The 17,826-nt window shown below is 59.7% G+C and carries 16 protein-coding genes and 1 tRNA gene; 9 read left to right on the forward strand and 8 right to left on the reverse strand.

The genetic code is table 11. The features are described 5' to 3' along the window. The first annotated feature begins 83 nt into the window (after positions 1-83). Together I5R65_RS03120 and dmeF are read left to right on the forward strand one after the other, a co-directional pair. On the forward strand, positions 84-359 hold the full coding sequence (locus tag I5R65_RS03120) for a metal/formaldehyde-sensitive transcriptional repressor (protein ID WP_102662989.1): 276 nt from the start codon (positions 84-86) through the stop codon (positions 357-359). 9 nt (positions 360-368) lie between these two features. Continuing rightward, positions 369-1,343: a CDF family Co(II)/Ni(II) efflux transporter DmeF gene (dmeF, locus tag I5R65_RS03125; protein WP_180668764.1), complete on the forward strand. Its 975-nt coding sequence runs from the start codon at positions 369-371 to the stop codon at positions 1,341-1,343. 88 nt (positions 1,344-1,431) lie between these two features. On the opposite strand, the gene I5R65_RS03130 is transcribed toward dmeF, so the two are convergent. The 5 genes from I5R65_RS03130 to I5R65_RS03150 all read right to left on the reverse strand — a co-directional run bounded on the left by I5R65_RS03130 (position 1,432) and on the right by I5R65_RS03150 (position 4,888). After that, positions 1,432-1,674, reverse strand: a complete 243-nt coding sequence (locus I5R65_RS03130; RefSeq protein WP_180668765.1) for a hypothetical protein — start codon at positions 1,672-1,674, stop codon at positions 1,432-1,434. 220 nt (positions 1,675-1,894) lie between these two features. After that, positions 1,895-2,992, reverse strand: a complete 1,098-nt coding sequence (locus tag I5R65_RS03135) for an acyltransferase (RefSeq protein ID WP_180668766.1) — start codon at positions 2,990-2,992, stop codon at positions 1,895-1,897. Between the two features lie 365 nt (positions 2,993-3,357). Further along, positions 3,358-3,434 (reverse strand) — tRNA-Pro (locus I5R65_RS03140). A 144-nt stretch (positions 3,435-3,578) separates the two neighbouring features. Further along, positions 3,579-4,442 carry a hypothetical protein gene (locus I5R65_RS03145; protein WP_219341831.1) on the reverse strand — a complete coding sequence of 288 codons (864 nt, stop codon included), beginning with the start codon at positions 4,440-4,442 and terminating at the stop codon, positions 3,579-3,581. Positions 4,443-4,633: 191 nt separating this feature from the next. Further along, positions 4,634-4,888: a hypothetical protein gene (locus I5R65_RS03150; protein ID WP_180668767.1), complete on the reverse strand. Its 255-nt coding sequence runs from the start codon at positions 4,886-4,888 to the stop codon at positions 4,634-4,636. A gap of 335 nt (positions 4,889-5,223) precedes the next feature. Here I5R65_RS03150 and I5R65_RS03155 point away from each other — a divergent pair, with 335 nt between their 5' ends. Together I5R65_RS03155 and I5R65_RS03160 are read left to right on the forward strand one after the other, a co-directional pair. Beyond that, entirely contained in the window at positions 5,224-6,384 is a 1,161-nt protein-coding gene (locus tag I5R65_RS03155; RefSeq protein ID WP_180668768.1) for a glycerate kinase, read from the forward strand. A gap of 736 nt (positions 6,385-7,120) precedes the next feature. Beyond that, the gene (locus I5R65_RS03160; protein WP_180668769.1) at positions 7,121-7,669 is read left to right on the forward strand and encodes an FxDxF family PEP-CTERM protein; all 549 of its coding nucleotides are present in this window, start codon (positions 7,121-7,123) and stop codon (positions 7,667-7,669) included. 178 nt (positions 7,670-7,847) lie between these two features. Here the strand turns inward: I5R65_RS03160 and I5R65_RS03165 are convergent, their stop codons facing one another. Then, complete coding sequence (locus I5R65_RS03165; protein WP_180668770.1) at positions 7,848-8,378, reverse strand: serine O-acetyltransferase; 531 nt, start codon at positions 8,376-8,378, stop codon at positions 7,848-7,850. Between the two features lie 621 nt (positions 8,379-8,999). Between I5R65_RS03165 and kdsB the strand changes: the two genes are divergently transcribed. The 5 genes from kdsB (at position 9,000) to I5R65_RS03190 (ending at position 15,111) form a co-directional block, all read left to right on the forward strand. Then, complete coding sequence (gene kdsB, locus I5R65_RS03170) at positions 9,000-10,280, forward strand: 3-deoxy-manno-octulosonate cytidylyltransferase (protein ID WP_180668771.1); 1,281 nt, start codon at positions 9,000-9,002, stop codon at positions 10,278-10,280. Positions 10,281-10,310: 30 nt separating this feature from the next. Continuing rightward, positions 10,311-11,258: an SIS domain-containing protein gene (locus tag I5R65_RS03175; protein WP_180668772.1), complete on the forward strand. Its 948-nt coding sequence runs from the start codon at positions 10,311-10,313 to the stop codon at positions 11,256-11,258. A gap of 92 nt (positions 11,259-11,350) precedes the next feature. Then, a complete protein-coding gene (kdsA, locus tag I5R65_RS03180) occupies positions 11,351-12,190 on the forward strand; it encodes a 3-deoxy-8-phosphooctulonate synthase (protein WP_180668773.1) in 840 nt (279 codons plus the stop codon). A gap of 100 nt (positions 12,191-12,290) precedes the next feature. Next, the gene (locus tag I5R65_RS03185) at positions 12,291-13,721 is read left to right on the forward strand and encodes a lipopolysaccharide biosynthesis protein (RefSeq protein ID WP_180668774.1); all 1,431 of its coding nucleotides are present in this window, start codon (positions 12,291-12,293) and stop codon (positions 13,719-13,721) included. 25 nt (positions 13,722-13,746) lie between these two features. Continuing rightward, positions 13,747-15,111: a capsular biosynthesis protein gene (locus I5R65_RS03190; RefSeq protein WP_180668775.1), complete on the forward strand. Its 1,365-nt coding sequence runs from the start codon at positions 13,747-13,749 to the stop codon at positions 15,109-15,111. An 87-nt stretch (positions 15,112-15,198) separates the two neighbouring features. Here I5R65_RS03190 and I5R65_RS03195 read toward each other — a convergent pair whose 3' ends face one another. Next, positions 15,199-16,626: a mannose-1-phosphate guanylyltransferase/mannose-6-phosphate isomerase gene (locus I5R65_RS03195; RefSeq protein WP_180668776.1), complete on the reverse strand. Its 1,428-nt coding sequence runs from the start codon at positions 16,624-16,626 to the stop codon at positions 15,199-15,201. After that, on the reverse strand, positions 16,626-17,762 hold the full coding sequence (locus I5R65_RS03200; protein WP_180668875.1) for a sugar phosphate nucleotidyltransferase: 1,137 nt from the start codon (positions 17,760-17,762) through the stop codon (positions 16,626-16,628). The genes I5R65_RS03195 and I5R65_RS03200 overlap by 1 nt, the downstream gene beginning before the upstream one ends. Positions 17,763-17,826 lie beyond the last annotated feature (64 nt).

A 17,826-nucleotide genomic window follows, 5' to 3' on the forward strand; every position in this document is an offset into this window, starting at 1 on the left:
CTCGGATTGCATGCAAATCCCTGCACAACGCCGCTACATGTCGGCCTATAATGGCGGCTTTATAGGATAGGGGGGTATGGTATATGGCGCACCTGACGCAAGACAAGGATGCCCTGCTCAACCGCGTGCGACGCATCGGCGGCCAGGTCCAGGCCCTGGAACGCGCACTGGAAGGCGATGCCGAGTGCGGCCGCACCCTGCATCTGGCCGCTGCCATCCGCGGGGCGGTGCACGGGCTGATGGATGAGTTGATCGAAGCCCACGCGCGTGAACATGTGGCCCGCCCCGGGCTGACCGACGAAGAACGTAAGCAGGGACTGGAAGAAGTCCTGGAAGCCATCCGCCGCTACGCCAAATAAGGAAACAACATGCCAAGCACCTCACCCTTGCGCCATGACCACGTCTATCTTGGCGCCAACCACGACCGCAATACCCGCCGCACCCTGTGGGTGGTCGCCCTCACCGCCGTGATGATGGTGGCCGAAATCGCTGCAGGCTACCTGACCGGATCGATGGCACTGCTGGCCGACGGCTTTCACATGGCGACCCACACTGGCGCGCTGGCCATTGCCGCCGGCGCCTATGTATTCGCCCGCCGCCATGCCCATGATGGACGCTTCAGCTTCGGCACCGGCAAGGTCGGCGACCTGGCCGGCTTCGCCTCCGCGCTGGTACTGGCGGTGATTGCCATCGGCATCGGCGGCGAATCCCTGTGGCGCCTGGCCAGCCCGAGCGTGATCGATTTTGGACAGGCCATCCCGATTGCGGTGGTCGGCCTGATCGTGAACATCGCCAGCGCCTGGTTGCTGATGGAGGGACATCACGGACATTATGGTCATCACGGGCGAGATCATGACCATGGACATGCCCATGAACACCACGACCACCCGCATCATGAAGATCACGGACATGGCCACCACCACGATGGGCATGACAACAACCTGCGCTCGGCCTACCTGCACGTGGTGGCCGACGCCCTGACCTCGGTGCTGGCCATTGCCGCCCTGCTGGCCGGCCTCTATCTTGGGTGGAACTGGCTGGACCCCTTGATGGGCCTGGTTGGCGCAGTGGTGATTGCACGCTGGTCGTATACGCTGATGCGCTCCAGCGCGGCGGTGCTGCTGGACGTGACCGACGCCCAGGTCGCTGCCCGTATCGAACAGGTATTGAAAGAACAGGATGTGCAGATCGACGACCTGCATGTCTGGCGGATCGGCCCGACTGCGCGGGCGGCAATTGTGAGCGTATCGACTGCGATGGTGGCCTCGGAAGCGCAGTTGCGCCAGAAACTGGCGGAAGTGAATGAGCTGCGGCACCTGACGCTGGAACTACGACAGCGCTGATGCTGACCGGCCCACTGGCGCCGGACGCATGCAGAAAAACAGCGGCAAATGCCGCTGTTTTCACGTCAGGTGCCTCTTGTTGTACCCATCAGCGCCAACCACGATGCCAGCCGTAGTGCGGATGGTGCCAGCCCCAGCCGTAGTAGGAATGATATTCCCAGACCCAACCCGGACCGGGCGAAGCGTAGGTCGGCTGCACATAGACCACACCCGGAGGCGCGACGTAGGTCGGCTGTGCCACGTAGGCAGGCCGCACGGTGGGTGGTGCGACCACGCAGCCGCTCAGGGCCGTGACCAAGGCCACGGCCGGAATCAATAGTAGGGATTTCATGCTTGCGCTCCTGATCTTGTTTGGCGGAATGTGCCGGCTAGGGTTGGCCGGCTGCCACTTATAAGTGGTGATCAGATAACGGATGGGGTTGAGTGCGAGCGGACGCGGAATTGTGTGTTTGTGTAACGACACCCCAGCGCCCCCCCCCAAAAAAAGCCGGCTACCTCATGTAGTGAATCGCGGAAAAAGTAAACAAAGCCGAACTGGGCAAGGGCGACACCTAGGCCATTGATGAGCTTCTCTGCGCCGACCCTGAGGAAATTTTTCGCCCCATGAAACTTGCCAGTGGGCGCTCCACATAACGGTTGATCAGATAGGCCAGCACGATCATGGCCGCTGAAACCAGCGCCAACAGCAGCCATTTATCCAGTTTGTTGCCGATCAGATTATAGAGGACTAGTCCCACATTCAGATGAATCAGATAGATCGGGTAGGAAAGACTGCCTAGCCGGCGGGAGATACCAGCGTAGGTGGTCGACGTCGACCGCCGGGTGATGACCACCACGAACAGCAGATAAAACGCGAAGCAGATGACAGCGACCATTTCACCATGATAGGCAAGTCCTGTGTAATGAGCCGCACGACGCACCAGGTCCAGTAACTCATAGTGAATGCCCACGGGAATCGTCAGCAACAACAACAGCAATCGAAACCACGTGAATCCCCGTTTGGAAATCCGATAGAAAAGACAACCGGCGATGAAGAAGCTCGCGAAATTGGTGATGAAATGCTTCTCCAATACATCGACTTTCAAGAATATCTGTGCGATCGAAAGCAAGAGCCAAGCCGCCAGAATCAACTCGATCCTCTTCATCTGCCCCATCAACAAGATGAAGAGAATCAGCAGATAGAATTTCAACTCGACCAGCAATGTCCAGTAGACGCCATCAACGAAACCAATCCCAAAGAAACCGTTGAGCATGGTCATGTTCAACACATAGCGCGGAAGCGTGAGATGAAAGATATGGTTGATGAAGAGATAGGTCAGAACGAAGCTGAGCGTGCAGCAGAACCAGTAAGCGGGATACAAGCGCAGCACGCGCGAACGCAGGAAAGCCCGCGGCGTGGCGTTTTCTGCACTCATCAGGATCACGAAGCCGGAGATCATGAAGAACAGGTTCACTGCCAGGTAGTTGTACTTAACGAAATCAGCGACGTGGCCATAGAAAACGGGGGAATAATCGTCTCCCGGCGCAAAGCCACGTACCAGATAGTGCAGCAGCATGACACCGACCGCCGCACAAAACCGAAGGACGTCTACATCGTGATAGCGCCGATGAGCTTGTGGGGCTTGCTCTGCTTGAATTGAGTTCGTCATCGCATATTCGCTCTGCAAATTGGATAGAGACCTTGGGTGACGCGAACTGGTTGCAACCTCACATTCGAAGATATCGACCAGGGTCAGGACTTGCGCGTATCGCACCGGAATCTAAATATTGGCGATTGAGCAACAAGAGGAGATTACTCGAAATTGGCTTTTGGTGTGCGCCGCAGCATCACAAAATTCGTACAGCGCCGCCGAACCGGTGTGGAATCGCGCTACTTACCCTTACAAGGCGGGACCGGGAACTCCGAAGAAGCACTCGAAAATGCGCTCCAAAAAACAAAACAGCACTGGAATCTGGCTTGCGCCCGATCACAGTGCTGTTCACATACACAACTTGCGTTGTGCTTCTAATTAATTGGTCGGGACGGAGTGATTCGAACACTCGACCCCTTGCACCCCATGCAAGTACGCTACCAGGCTGCGCTACGCCCCGACTGAAGACAAAGATTATAGCGATGAAATACTATTAATTCAACTGTTTCTCAAAAACATTTTTAATTATTTCGGGCCGGCATCATCAGACCATCCTCGCAAGTCCTGCAGGCGAGCCGTTCATCGACAGGCTTAGCCCGATCGATTAACGTCCACCGAAGAATTCATTGAGCAAGAAGCTCTGCAAACCCTTGGTGTCTTCAGGCCGCGCCGACAATGTCACCACCCTGCCCAATTTCTGCGAGTCGAAGTTGAAATCACCTTGATAGTAGCGACGGATCAACGCGATCATGTTGTCCACCACGGCCAGTTGAACATTGCCGCCAAAGCCCGCATCCACCTCGATCAGCTGGTTCTGGCTACGGCGCTGGTCCGTGGTCCACCCCCGGAAACTGTATTGAGCAACCCGCGGCCCCATGCTGATGATCTGGAATACACCATTGGTGCCGCGCCCACGCTTGTCCTGGAAGGCAATATTGGCGCGCGCGATGTCATTGGCGGAAGGGTTTTCCGCGGCGCGCGCGGCAGCGTTCTCCTGAGCCGCCGCTTGCTCGGCTTCTTCACGCCGCTGGCGATTGCGATTGGCAAAGGTCATGAAGTCCTCCGCCGGGGCCGGGGCCGCCGCTGACGTATTACTGCTTGGCGCCGTTGTCGTCGGCAACGGCGTGCGTTGTGGCACGGCCTGTCGCGCAGGTGACGCGTTATGCCGGGGCGCAGGTTTGACCACCGGTTTCTTGGGTGTCGGCTGGATCTTCCTGGGCTCAGGTGCCGGCTTGGGCGGTTCCGGCTGTTCTACCCGCACCGGCGCCGTCGGGCGAATGAAGCTGACCTGCAACGGTGCATCAGGCCGACCAGGCGAGTCGAGCTTGAGTGGCGTCTCATTGAGCTTGGCACGGACGAACATGAATACCGCCGCATGCACCAGCACGGACGACACGACGCCCAGCGCAGTGCGGCGCCGGGAGCGGGAGATGACATCTGGTCGGGTCGACGAAACGATAAAACTCATACCTTGTGACGACAGCAGTGGGCGACTGATCTGCGGTCGATGCCATTACGCTTCGGTTGAAACGCCCCATGCGCCCCAACCTGCATCAGCCCTGCCAAGCCCACCTATCAACGAAGGCAACATTCTAGCCGGTTTTGCTCTGGACACCGCCAGATCAAGTGGCCAAGGGCATATAGCATTCACCGGGCAGTTCAACGCCAGCGCCCTCGCCCACCCCAGCCATTGCTATAGCCGAAATAGAAGGAAGACGACGGATAGCTATATGCCGGATAAGCGGGGTAGGACGGATAAGCGTAATAAGGGGAGTAAACCGGTTGGGCGGGATAGACCGCAGCGCCATTGTATGGACTGACAGGCACAGCCACACATCCGCCCAGCAACAGGGTGGCAGGCAACACCGCCAGCAGCAGACCGCGATAGAGAGGGACATGGACTGGGGACTTCATGTGCATTACTCCTTGGGCGCAGTTTCGCCAATGTCGTACTATCACCCGGCCGTTTCACCCCGGCCACCATCCTTACCTTTTGTTACGCGCTTCAGCTTACCGACGGGTTATGTGAGCAGATATTCATCACCTGGCACCATATCCGTGCTTGCGCCCACTTTTGCCTCCGTTTCTACTATCTATACCAGCGAGGCGATAATCAAACCAGACCCTCCTTATATAATCACGCCACAACCAGCAGCGACGGGCCCAATTGTCCGCCGCACAAGACTTCACGAGACCTTTTCAATACGCCTAGCGCCGCAATGCGCACGGCCTGAGCATACGCCCCCACCATGACCCCTACCCGCTCCTCCCTGCCCCAACCCGTCGTCGTCATCGCTCCCGATTCCTTCAAAGGCTCCCTCTCGGCGGAAGAGGTCGCCGCGGCCATCGGCGCCGGGGTCAAGGCCGCCATCCCTGAGGCCGAGATCCGGCTCTGCCCCATCGCCGACGGTGGTGAAGGTACGCTTGATGCGCTCATGCATGCCGGAGGTGAACGTTTCTCCGTCAACTGCCGCAATGCCGCCGGGCAAGCGGTGACAGCACCGGTGGGTATCCTCAGGGATGGCAGCGCAGTGGTGGAATCGGCTGCCATTGTCGGACTGACCGATCCGGCAGGTACCAGCCTGCCCGTGGAGCTGCGCACCACGCTGGGAGTGGGGGACGCGATCAAGAGCCTCCTGGATCGTGGCGCACGCCGCTTTCTGGTGGCGCTGGGCGGCAGCAGCACCAATGATGGCGGCGCCGGACTGCTGGCAGCCTTGGGCGCGGTGTTGCGCGATGCCACTGGCGAGACGGTGCCGCCGCAGCCGGCGCAGTTGCATCGGGTGGTCAGTATCGATGTATCGGCGCTGGACCCGCGGATCAGCGAAGCGCATTTCGTGGCCATGTCCGATGTCGACAATCCCTTGTGCGGCGAAGAAGGCGCAACCGCAGTCTTTGGCCCGCAAAAAGGCGTTCAAGCGGACCAGGTAGAACAGTTGGACCACGCCTTGCACCATTTCGCCGGCATTCTTGAGCAGGCGCTCGGGCGTCACGCCATCAATCAGCCCGGTGCCGGTGCCGCTGGCGGCCTCGGCTATGCACTACTGATGCTGGGAGCGCAGTTCCGTTCGGGTGCCGAAACCGTCGCCGACCATATCGGGCTGGACGAAGCCCTGGCCGGTGCCGACTGGCTTATTACTGGCGAAGGCCGCAGTGATGCCCAGACGCTGCATGGCAAGGCCCCCTTCATCGCCAGCCAGCGTGCACGCCGCGTAGGCGTTCCCACCACCCTGCTCTCCGGAGGAATCGATCGCACATCGCTGGAGAAGCTGCAGACGGGGTTTTCCGGGTGCTTTTCCATCAGTTTCGGGCCGATGAGCCTGCCGGACGCGATTGCCCAGGCGCCCGGGCTGCTGCACGACAGCGGTGAACAGCTGGCGCGCCTCTGGCAAGCCGCACGCTCCCGCTGACGCCCTCAGCCCCGCACGTGCTTGCGGGGCTACCATCTCCATCCCGGGGCCGCTCCCAGCCCCGCGTCTCACTCTCCCGCCTTGCATCGCGAAATCGCCGGGCAGGTTGAGGCTCCCGCGTCTGCTTGAATCTTGCATCTTGCCGGCGGTGTTTTTTTCAACCCTGCACACCTACTTTCCCCCGCCGTTGCCACTTAACTGAAATGCAACCGCTTTTGCCCCCACGCATTTGTCTTTCATACAATTTTTCATTGGACGAGAAATGTAAAGACTCGCCTCAAAAAATTATTTTATTGGCAATATCAATATTGCAATTAAATTGTCTTTTTATCCATTTTTCGCACTTTTTTTATTGTCTTTTAAGCAAAATAATTGCCAGGCGGATTTGTTCGTTACTGCACTGCACTAATGCTCATCAGTTCCCCTGCAGAAACTCTTGAAATCCTTTACTGGCGCGGCTTTCAGGCCGATGAAAAAGTCTGAAAAAAGTGAGATTTGTGGCTCTTTTTTATTGCTCAGCCTTAGTCTCAATGTTATATTTCCGACATCAACACTTCCTTTGTTAATTCCGGTCAGGATTGATCAGGATTTAGGTAACATTTTGGCAACAAAAGATTGGCCACGACGCAGTTGTCACAGGGCAATCCAGCATCAAAGTGAGTTGATTTGCTTTTGAATGGAGAGCGCCACGCGCAATCCTCTTCACAAATAGTCTTGAACTTAAAGGATTGATCCCATGAAAAAACTTCTCGCCACTTCCGCCGTCGCGCTGGCATTGGCTATGGCTGGCACTGCAGCCCACGCAACCACCTTCGCGCTGGACACCACTGGTGGCACCGCCAGCTTCAGCTCGCCGAAGTACGCCACTTCGCAATCTTTCAGCGATAACTACACCTTCAGCATCACCAGCCTGACCGACCTGTCGTCTGCCGTCACCGCAACGTTCAACACCACGAACGGCGGCGGCCTGACTAGCTATACACTGATCAACACCACGACCAACACGACGATAGCAACGGGTACGTCGACCAGCTCGCCGAGCGGCCTCAAGAACACCGTCATCACCTTCAGCGTCGATTCCTCCAAGCTGACCGCAGGCTCCTACTCCCTGAATGTGACCGGCAAGGGCACCTACGGCGGCAACCTGACCCTGACCTCGTCGGTCCCGGAAGTCTCCACCACCGCCATGATGCTGGGTGGCCTGGCCTTCGTGGGCATGATGGCATGGCGCCGTCGTCGCGGCGACCAGAAGCTGTCCATGCCCATGGGCATGACTGCCGCCTGATCAGCAGCAAGGCGATACGCAGAGAAAACGCCCGAGCAATCGGGCGTTTTTTCATTTGGGAGTGAGATTCGTGCAGGTCTGCGAGCAAATGGAATGTCGCATTCCATTCCGGCCGGCGCAAAAAAATGGCCCGCATGATCTGCGGGCCTGGCTGAAAGAGTCGCAAGCGCGTGCGGGATCAGACTTCGTCGATCCTTGCCGCAGCTGAAACCACACGGGCCGGTGCCCCCACCACCGTGGCGCCGGCAGGTACGTCGTGCAACACCACCGACATAGCCCCGATCTTGCACCCATCTCCTAGACGGATGCCACCAAGCACCTGAGCATAGGCGCCGAACTCGACATCATCCCCAATGACTGGCGAAGGCCCACCCGCATGGCGGTTGCCGATGGTGACACCCTGGCGCAAGGTGCAGCGCGCACCGATGACAGCCTGATCATTGATGAAGATATTGCCGAAGTGCCAGATGCGCAGGCCGGGACCAATCCTGGCGCCCCGCGGCAGGCTGATGCCAAAGGCGGTTTCGGTGAGTCGGAACAGTGGCCAATACAGTGCGTTCTGCAGCTTGCGGCCGAAACCAGGCGGTCTTGCCTCGATACGCCGGCCCCAGCGATAGACCCAGACGGCCCAGATCGATTGTTCTTTCAGGAAAGGACGGCGCAGGTTATAGCGCTCCAGATCAGCCAGCCAGTCAGGGTCCCGCGACATCTTGTTTCCTCTCAAAATCGCTCATTCTTCAATCTTCTCTCGGCATCAAACACTAACTTGTCGTATTGTCATCATTTGCCAGAAAATGTTCACTCGATGGCAACAAAAATTATGCCCCAGTTCAGCGCAGCATTTACGGCAAAAATGCGACTGTGCAGCGCAACAATATGATAAATTTGTCGAACAAGCCAGTAACTACCAGCAAATGCCGGGAAAATTTCCAGCCAGCAAAATCCGCAGGAACTTTTTCCTTCATCTTTGAATCATTGCACCTGGCCAGATAAGAACATCACAGTTCCTCGCGCAGTTGCCACCGGGCGATCACGGGGAAATGTGGACCTGAGGTCTACGCAACGATCCACGACAAGAACAAATGCCGCCATGCCCATCCTGCCGCGTCGCTTCGTGAGAATGATGAACAATGCATGGGACGCAGCCGGGCCATGCAAGCGCAGTCATCCGCGACCTGCCGCTCGGAGCACGTCGTGCACCAGCCTGTATGGATGTATCTGGCGAACCAACCCTCTCACCTGAAAGCATTTCCATGATGAACATATCGAACTGCACGCCGAAGACGGATACGCTGGCCCTGCGCCCAGCGGCTCGCGCCTGAGGCCCCGCATGCGCTGTATCGCTGTCATTCCGGCACGCTTCGGCTCCAGCCGCCTGCCCGGCAAACCGCTGGCCGATATCCTGGGCAAGCCCATGATCCAGCATGTCTACGAACGCGTGAAGACCCTGGAAGAACTGGCCGATGTGGTGGTGGCCACCGACGATGAACGCATCGTGGCGGCGGTCACCGCCTTCGGCGGTAAGGCCGTCCTGACCTCGCCTGACCACCCTTCCGGTACCGATCGTCTGCGCGAGGTCATGCAACACCACCCGGCCGACCTCTATCTCAACGTGCAAGGTGACGAACCGCTGGTCAATCCGGCGCACCTGCGCAGCCTGCTGCAAGCCATGCTGGGCGCACCGCAAGTGCAGGTCGGCACTCTCTGCCATCCGATCAGTGCCAGCGAGGCGGAGAACCCCAATACCGTCAAGGTGGTACGCAATCGTGCGGGTGACGCGCTGTATTTCAGCCGCGCATGCATCCCCTTCGAACGCGAGTCCACCGGCAAGACCCGCTACTTCAAGCATATCGGCGTGTACGCCTATCGCGCCGAACTGCTGGCGGCCTTCCCGGAATTGCCAGCCAGCGAGCTGGAACGCGCGGAAATGCTGGAACAGCTGCGCATCATGGATGCCGGCTGGCAGATCCGCGTCATCGAAGTCGATCACGCCGCCACTGGCGTGGATACGCCGGCCTGCCTGGAGCGCGTACGCGCCCTGATGGCTGGCCTGCCCGATCCGGCGCTCAAAGCCGGTAGCCTGGCGGACCTGAAGCTGGTGATCACCGATATCGACGGTGTGCTCACCGACGGCGGCATCTGGTACGACGACAGTGGCGAATGCCTCAAGCGCTTCCACGTGCGCGATGGCATGGGCATCAAGATGCTGCAGGAAGCCGGTGTGAACGTGGCGGTGATCTCCGGCCGTGACTCAGCCACGCTAAGACGTCGCCTGGCCGACCTGGGCATCACCGTGTTCCACCTCGGTGCCAAGGACAAGGCCGCCGCCTGCCAGGACATCATGGCGCAATACGGCGTCGGTCGCGAAGCCACGGCCATGATCGGCGATGACAGCATCGACCTGCCCGGCTTCGCCGCCTGCGACTGGCCGGTCGCCGTCGGTGACGCACCTGACTACGTCAAGCGCCATGCCCGCATCGTGCTGGCCAAGCCCGGCGGCCACGGCGCTTTCCGGGAATTTTCCGACAGTGTATTGAACGCCCAGAACCGTTCTGCCATCTATGACAGCGTTGCTGGTTATGCCCAGGCCATGAGCCGCATGACGCAGTGAACCGCCCCTACAGAAACAAGTGAGCACACCATGAGAAAAACCGGTATCCGGGTATTCCAGGAACAGGCGCAAGCCTTGAGCATGATCGCCGAGCGCCTGGCCGATGAATTCGAACAAGCCGTCGATCTGATGTACAGCACCCGCGGTCGCGTGATCGTCTCCGGCATGGGCAAGTCCGGCATCATCGGCAGCAAGATCGCCGCCACCCTCGCCTCTACCGGCACGTCATCCTTCTTCGTGCACCCGGGCGAGGCCTATCACGGCGACCTGGGCATGTTCACCGAGGCCGATACCGCCATCCTCATCTCCTATAGCGGCGAGACCGAAGAGGTGATCCGCCTGATTCCTTCCCTGCGCCACTTCGGCCTGCGCATCATCGCCATCGTCGGCAAGCGCAATTCGACCCTGGGCAAGAATGCGGATGTGGTCCTGGATGTTTCGGTACCGCGCGAAGCCTGTCCCAACAACCTGGCCCCGACCACGTCCACCACCGCCACCCTGGTGATGGGCGACGCCCTGGCCGTGGCGCTGATCGAGAAGCGTGACTTCAAGCCCAACGACTTCGCCCGCTTCCACCCGGGCGGCAGCCTGGGCAAGCGCCTGCTGACACGCGTCAAGGATGTGATGCACACCCAGGTACCGTGGGTCATGCACGACACTCCCCTCATCGATGTGATCGGCCAGATGACCGAAGGTGGCCTGGGCATGGCCCTGGTCAGCGATGACGGCAAGCGCCAGACCCTGAGTGGCGTGATCACCGACGGTGACTTGCGCCGCGCCCTGGCCGCCCGCAAGGACATCTATCACATCACCGCCGCCGACCTGATGAACCGCTCGCCCAAGACCGTCCCGGAAAGCGAGATGTTCGTCGACGCCGAAGCCAAGATGCTGGAACTGAACATCACCGCCCTGGTGGCGCTGAACCAGGAACAGCACGTGGTGGGCGTACTCAAGCTGCTGGACGCCAAGCGTCTGTGATTTCTGCGCAAACCCAAGTATTCTCCCCCTCCAGGCGCGACCCGGTCGACGCCGCAATTTGAACAATCACCTCCTGTATGAGGAAACGGAACATGATCAAGATCTTTGATATCGAGGTTGGAAACGAACTGCCCTTCGTCCTTTTTGGTGGCATCAACGTACTGGAATCCGAACAGTTCGCCGTCGATGTCTGCGGTGAATACGTGCGCATCACCAAGGAACTGGGCATCCCCTATGTGTTCAAGGCCTCCTTCGACAAGGCCAATCGTTCCTCCATCAAGAGCTACCGCGGCCCCGGCCTGGACGCCGGCCTGAAGATCTTCGAAGCCGTCAAGAAGGCGCACGGCGTGGCGGTACTGACCGACGTGCACGAACCCTACCAGGCTGCCGAAGTAGCCAGCGTCTGCGACGTGCTGCAGCTGCCCGCTTTCCTGGCCCGCCAGACCGACCTGGTGATCGCGCTGGCCAAGACCGGCAAGGTCATCAACATCAAGAAGCCGCAGTTCGTCAGCCCACCGCAGATGAAGAACATCGTCGAGAAGTTCGAAGAAGGCGGCAACACCAACGTCATGCTGTGTGACCGCGGCGCCCAGTTCGGCTACGACAATCTGGTGGTCGACATGCTCGGCTTTGGCGTGATGAAACAGGTCAGCGGCAACAAGCCGGTGATCTTCGATGTCACGCATGCGCTGCAACAGCGTGAATCCGGCGCAGCCGCCTCGGGTGGCCGTCGCGGCCAGGTCACCGAACTGGCGCGTGCAGGCATGGCACTGGGCCTGGCGGGTCTGTTCCTGGAGGCGCATCCCGATCCGACCAAAGCCTTGTGCGACGGTCCAAGCGCGTTGAAGCTCTCCCAGTTGAAGCCCTTCCTTGAGCAGGTCAAGGCAGTGGACGATCTGATCAAGGGCCTGCCCGAGCTGGATACGAATTGAGCATGGCCGCTCCCATCGAGGCGGGCAAGTCTTCAGGCACGGTACTATCGACGTCAACCGCAGGCCTGCGGGCTTGCCGCCTGGCATCCCGGGGAGCGGCATGAGCGCAGCTTCCAACGTCCGCTGGATCGCGATAACGCAGTTCGTCAAGATCGGCTCCCAGCTCGTCAACATGTTTGTGTTGACGAGGCTGATCCCGCCTTCCGAATACGGCCTCATGGCAATGGCCGGCATCGCGACCAATCTCGCCTTCATCCTGCGCGATATGGGCACGGCCGCCGCCATCATCCAAAAGGCAGAGCTGCACGACAACGATAGCTCGTCGGTGTTCTGGCTCAACATGATCGGCGGGCTGGTACTGATGCTGCTGCTGTGGCTGGCAGCGCCCTTCATGTCGTCCACCTTCGGCGAGCCGCGCTTGACCCATGTGCTGTGGGTACTGGCGATCACCTTCCCGGTGGCCGCCAGTTCAATGGTGCATCAGGCCTTGCTGGAGCGGGTGTCGCGCTTCCGCCTCATTGCTGGCATCGAATCGGCAGCCTCGCTGCTGTCGCTGGCCATCGCGCTGGCCATGGCCTTCCAGGGTGCCGGTGTATGGAGCCTGACGGCGCAGGCGGTGATCACGGCGGTCTGTACGACCCTGCTGCTATGGCGCTATTCGCCGTGGCGACCGAAGATGATCTTCGACCGCGCATCGATTCGCAGCGTCTTTTCCTTCAGCGGAGCAATGGCTGGCAACCAGATGGCGGCCTACGTATTCCGCAATGCCGACAGCTTCGTGGTCGGCAAGATGCTGGGGGCGACTATCCTGGGCAATTACTCGCTGGCCTACAAGCTCATGTTGTTCCCGGTGCAGAACATCTCGTGGGTGGCGGTGCGCTCGCTGTTTCCGGTAATGAGCCGGCGCCAGGACGACCTGACCTACCTGTCCAGCCTGACACTGCGCTCCCTGAGCCTGATTTCCTTCGTGGCAGCGCCGATGATGTTCGGAGTGGCCAGCCTGTCGGACCTGTTCGTGGCGGTCTTCCTTGGCCCAAAGTGGTCCTTGGTGGGCGATATCCTGCTTTTCCTGGGCCTGGTCGGTTATCTGCAGGTGATCACCAGTGTGGCCGCCCCGGTCTTTATGGCACTGGGCAAGACCGGCTGGATGCTGCGCCTGTCGCTGATCGGTACACCGCTGTATGTGCTGGCTTTCGTGCTTGGCGCACAACAAGGCGGCGTACGGGGATTGGCGCTGGCCTATCTGGCGGTATCGGTGGCAATGGCCTTCCCGACCTTCTATTTCGCCTGTCGCCTGATCGCCATCGGGCTCAAGGACTTCCTGGTGGCGCTGCTGCCGTCGCTGCTTTCCGGCGTGGGCATGATGCTCTTTGTCATGTTCTGCCGCAACCGCATCCCGGCCACGGGAACGCTGCTCTTTACGTTGCTGGCTGGGGCCGGTGCGCTCTTCTGGCTGATCACGGTAGCCCTGTTCCAGCGGGCCGCAGCCAAGGAGTTCTTCCGCCTGGCCTTCAAACGAATCAAGAAATGATCCATTTTCCGAACGGGTATCCTCGATGAAAATTGCCATCTTTGTCCTGGCCGACATGTTCGTGCCGCTGATGCTCAGCACCGGTAACTGCCTGGAACAGCGTCATGGCCACCAGGTGCGCTACCTGAATTTTCTGCCGCATGACCACAAGCTGTTATCCAAGAACACTGCGCAGCTCTTCCCGCGCAATCTGGAAACGCTGGACGGCAGCGCCCAGGAGCAGAACATTCTGTTCCCGCAGGACGACGTGAAGGACATGGTCAACTTCATGCAACTCAAGCACGGTGGCAGCCTGACCGAGTGGCATGGACGGGTCAATGCGGTCGCGCGTTACGTCCAGCGCTTCATCGATGCAGAGGCGCCGGATCTGTTCGTGCTCTGGAATGGCCAGGACCACATCGGCCAGGTCATCAGTGTCCTGTGCCGACGCAAAGATATTCCGGTGGTCTACCTGGAGAACGGTTACTTCGCCAACACGCTGCAAGCCGACCTGGCCGGCGTGAATGCCTCCGCCACCCTGGCGGCGCTGGACTACGATGCCGTTCTTGCACAAGCCCAGTCCCAGCCACCTTCGAGCAGCGAGGCTCAGCCAGCCCCGGCCCTCGAAATCCGCTCTCTGACCCGCACGCAACTGGCGGCCATCGCGCTGGCCCATCGTACCCATCTCGGCTACTACACCCAGTATCCGGAACAACGCGGTTCCAGCCGCATCAAGACCTGGCAGATCAAGCGTGAACGCGCTGCCATCCCGAACGACCAGGTCACGCTGCCGGAGCACTTTGCTTTCGTCCCCCTGCAGGTCCACGACGATACCCAGGTTCTGCTTAACTCCAGGCTGGTGCATTCGGTGGAGGAGTTCTTCGAGACCGTGCATGCCGCCATTCGCCGTACCTGCGGACCGGACTATCCCATCATCGTCAAGGAACACCCCGAAGACCTGGGACGCTACGACTACAGTGAACTGCGCCAGAAATACCCGGATGTGATCTGGCTGCGCAAGTTCGACATCGAATTGCTGCTGGATCGCGCTACCATGGTGTTCGTGATCAACTCGTCGGTGGGCTTGCAAGCCGTGCGCCGCAAGAAGCCGACCGTAGTGCTGGGGGAGTCCTTCTATTCCAAGCCGGAAATCGCTTTCGTGGTCAAGGACCTGGCCCAGCTTGATGCCAACGTGCAGCGCGCCGTCACCGGGGTGGATGAGATGATGTCGGTGCGTATCGATCGCTTCCTGGAGGCACTGGATCGCACCCTCTTCGTGAAAGGCACATGGAAGTATCCAGCCTGCATCCAGGCCGGGCCAGCGCTGGCAGAGCGGCTTGTAGCCCTGCATGCAGGCAGCGCGGGCGCAAGCGCAAAGACCGTATCCAGCAGGTCCTTCGCCAACAGTTGAATCGGCCCGCCACAGGCAACACGGGTGGCGCGAACGAAAAAAAAGGAGAGCACGGATGCTCTCCTTTTTCATTGCGCGGCCGCTACGTCAGGCACGCTTGTAGATGTCATCGAAGCGCACGATATCGTCCTCGCCCAGGTAACTGCCCGATTGCACCTCGATCAAGTGCAGCGGCAGCTTGCCCGGGTTTTCCAGACGATGCGTGACGCCAATGGGCAGATAGATCGACTCGTTTTCGCTCAGCAGGGTCTGCTCTTCGCCACGCGTGACCAAAGCCGATCCGCTGACCACGACCCAGTGCTCGGCACGATGGTAATGCATCTGCAGCGAGAGCTTTTCGCCCGGCTTGACGATGATGCGCTTGACCTGGAAGCGCTCACCCGAATCGACGCTTTCGTAGCTGCCCCAGGGGCGGAAGACGCGCTTGTGATGGACGTGTTCGGTGCGCTTGGCGTTCTTGAGCGTATCCACGAAGGACTTGACGTCCTGTACCTTGTCGCGATGCGCCACCAGCACGGCATCATCGGTCTCCACCACGACCAGATCTTCCACGCCCAGCACCGCGACCATGCGACTCTCGGCACGCACCAGGGTATTTTTGACCTGGTTCAGATGCACGTCACCGCGCACCACGTTGCCCTCTGTATCGGCAGGCAGCACTTCATGCAAAGCGCTCCAGGAACCGACATCGCTCCAGCCGATGGAAGCCGGCACCACCACGGCACGGGCCGTGTTTTCCATCACTGCATAGTCGATGGACTCCGAGGGGGATGCAGCAAACGCGGCCTCGTCCAGACGGCAGAAATCGAGATCATTGTAGGCCTTGGCCACGGCGTCCTTGACGGCAGCGCCGATGAGCGGACGGTGCACTTCCAGTTCTGCCAGATAATCACGCGCCTTGAAAAGGAACATGCCGCTGTTCCAGTAATACCCTCCCTGTTGCAGGAAGCCGGTGGCGGTCGCCAGGTCGGGCTTCTCGACGAAACGGTCCACCATGAAGTTGCTACTCTCGGCAGCATGCGCGGCACCGCGCAGGATATAACCGTAACCGGTTTCCGGCTGGGTCGGCTCGATGCCGAAGGTCGCCAGCGCGCCTTGCTGCACCGACACCAGCGCGCGGCGCACGGCTTCGTGGAAAGACAGGACGTCAGTGATGACATGGTCGGCCGGCAGCACCAGCATGACGGCCTCAGGGTCCAGGCGTTGCAGATGCAGAGCCGCGGCGGCGACCGCCGGCGCAGTATTGCGGCCCTGCGGTTCCAGCATGATGCTCAGGGGGCGCACACCGATCTCGCGCATCTGCTCGGCGATCATGAAGCGGTGCTCGTTGCCGCAAACGATCAGCGGCGCCTGCACTTCGGCCCAGCTACCAACACGTGCCACGGTTTCCTGCAGCATGGTCTGCTCGCTCACCAGCGGCAGCAGCTGCTTGGGATAAGCCGCACGCGATAACGGCCACAGGCGGGTACCCGAACCACCGGACAAGATGACGGGATAGATTTTGGTATTAGACATTAGGCACTCCTTGTTTCCTGAATTTCAGTGCGCGGTTTGAGGCGGCGGTCCCGTGCATCGTTCCATTGTTCGTCCGGCTGATCGGACGTATGTTTCATTTCGCCGTCATGGGTGACACTGTAGGCACCGTAGACGACGCTGTTTTCAAACCTGGTGCCACTGGCTACGCGAGTATATTCGAAGAGCACGCTGCGGATCACTTCTGCACCACTGCAGATATGGCTGCCATGACCGATCCAGGCCGGACCGACGATGGTGGAACCGGCCTCGATATGGGAGCCGGCGCCGATATAGACCGGGCCTTCGATGGTCGTGCCTTCCCAGTCGATGCGGGTATTCAAGCCCACCCAGACGCCTTCCTGGATCTGCGTGCCCGGCACGTACATCTGCGCCACTTCACCCTTGAGCACGCTCTGCAGTACCGACCAGAAGTCGGTGACGTTGCCGATATCGATCCAGTTGAAGAAACGCTTCTGCGCATAGAACGGCAACTGCTTCTCCACCAGCAGCGGGAACAGGTCCGCACCGATGTCGAAGAACTTGTCCTTGGGGATCAGATCCAGCGCCGCCGGCTCCATGATGTAGATGCCGGTACTGGCCAGATTGGACAAAGCCTCCTCCTGGGTAGGCTTTTCCTGGAAGGACTTGACCTTGCCGTCCGGCTCAGCGACCACGATGCCATAGCTGGACACCTGTTCCATCGGCACTTCCTTGGTGATCACGCTCACCAGCGCGCCTTTGCGGCGATGCTCGAACAATGCCGAATGCAGGTCGAGGTCGATCAGGGCATCGCCGCAGATGACCAGGGTGGTCTCGTCGAAGAAGCCGCCAAATTCCTGGATCTTCTTCATGCCACCGGCCGAGCCGATGGGATTGGGAAAGACCTGGCCGTCGTCGTCCACATAGCCTTCGAAGGAATAGCCGATGCGCGCACCAAAACGCTGCCCTTCGCCGAAATAGTTTTCGATGCGATCGTGCAGGTAGCTGACGTTGACCATGATGTCCTGGACGCCGAACTTCACCAGGTGTTCGATCAGGTATTCCATCACCGGCTTGCCCAGGATGGGGATCATCGGCTTGGGCAGCGCATAGGTCAGGGGGCGAACCCGGGTTCCCTTGCCGGCTGCCAGAATCATTGCTTTCATGAATGCCTCTTCTATTGACGATAGGTGTTCGGTGCTACTCAGGTAGACGACTCCA

Source organism: Herbaspirillum sp. AP02 (assembly GCF_015767275.1).
Lineage (GTDB): Bacteria > Pseudomonadota > Gammaproteobacteria > Burkholderiales > Burkholderiaceae_D > Herbaspirillum.

What these genes read in the sequence shown, in the direction of transcription:
- I5R65_RS03120 (WP_102662989.1), top strand. Translation starts at nt 84, where the DNA reads ATGGCGCACCTGACGCAAGACAAGGATGCCCTGCTCAACCGCGTGCGA.
- dmeF (WP_180668764.1), top strand. Translation starts at nt 369, where the DNA reads ATGCCAAGCACCTCACCCTTGCGCCATGACCACGTCTATCTTGGCGCC.
- I5R65_RS03130 (WP_180668765.1), bottom strand. Translation starts at nt 1,674, where the DNA reads ATGAAATCCCTACTATTGATTCCGGCCGTGGCCTTGGTCACGGCCCTG.
- I5R65_RS03135 (WP_180668766.1), bottom strand. Translation starts at nt 2,992, where the DNA reads ATGACGAACTCAATTCAAGCAGAGCAAGCCCCACAAGCTCATCGGCGC.
- I5R65_RS03145 (WP_219341831.1), bottom strand. Translation starts at nt 4,442, where the DNA reads ATGAGTTTTATCGTTTCGTCGACCCGACCAGATGTCATCTCCCGCTCC.
- I5R65_RS03150 (WP_180668767.1), bottom strand. Translation starts at nt 4,888, where the DNA reads ATGAAGTCCCCAGTCCATGTCCCTCTCTATCGCGGTCTGCTGCTGGCG.
- I5R65_RS03155 (WP_180668768.1), top strand. Translation starts at nt 5,224, where the DNA reads ATGACCCCTACCCGCTCCTCCCTGCCCCAACCCGTCGTCGTCATCGCT.
- I5R65_RS03160 (WP_180668769.1), top strand. Translation starts at nt 7,121, where the DNA reads ATGAAAAAACTTCTCGCCACTTCCGCCGTCGCGCTGGCATTGGCTATG.
- I5R65_RS03165 (WP_180668770.1), bottom strand. Translation starts at nt 8,378, where the DNA reads ATGTCGCGGGACCCTGACTGGCTGGCTGATCTGGAGCGCTATAACCTG.
- kdsB (WP_180668771.1), top strand. Translation starts at nt 9,000, where the DNA reads ATGCGCTGTATCGCTGTCATTCCGGCACGCTTCGGCTCCAGCCGCCTG.
- I5R65_RS03175 (WP_180668772.1), top strand. Translation starts at nt 10,311, where the DNA reads ATGAGAAAAACCGGTATCCGGGTATTCCAGGAACAGGCGCAAGCCTTG.
- kdsA (WP_180668773.1), top strand. Translation starts at nt 11,351, where the DNA reads ATGATCAAGATCTTTGATATCGAGGTTGGAAACGAACTGCCCTTCGTC.
- I5R65_RS03185 (WP_180668774.1), top strand. Translation starts at nt 12,291, where the DNA reads ATGAGCGCAGCTTCCAACGTCCGCTGGATCGCGATAACGCAGTTCGTC.
- I5R65_RS03190 (WP_180668775.1), top strand. Translation starts at nt 13,747, where the DNA reads ATGAAAATTGCCATCTTTGTCCTGGCCGACATGTTCGTGCCGCTGATG.
- I5R65_RS03195 (WP_180668776.1), bottom strand. Translation starts at nt 16,626, where the DNA reads ATGTCTAATACCAAAATCTATCCCGTCATCTTGTCCGGTGGTTCGGGT.
- I5R65_RS03200 (WP_180668875.1), bottom strand. Translation starts at nt 17,762, where the DNA reads ATGATTCTGGCAGCCGGCAAGGGAACCCGGGTTCGCCCCCTGACCTAT.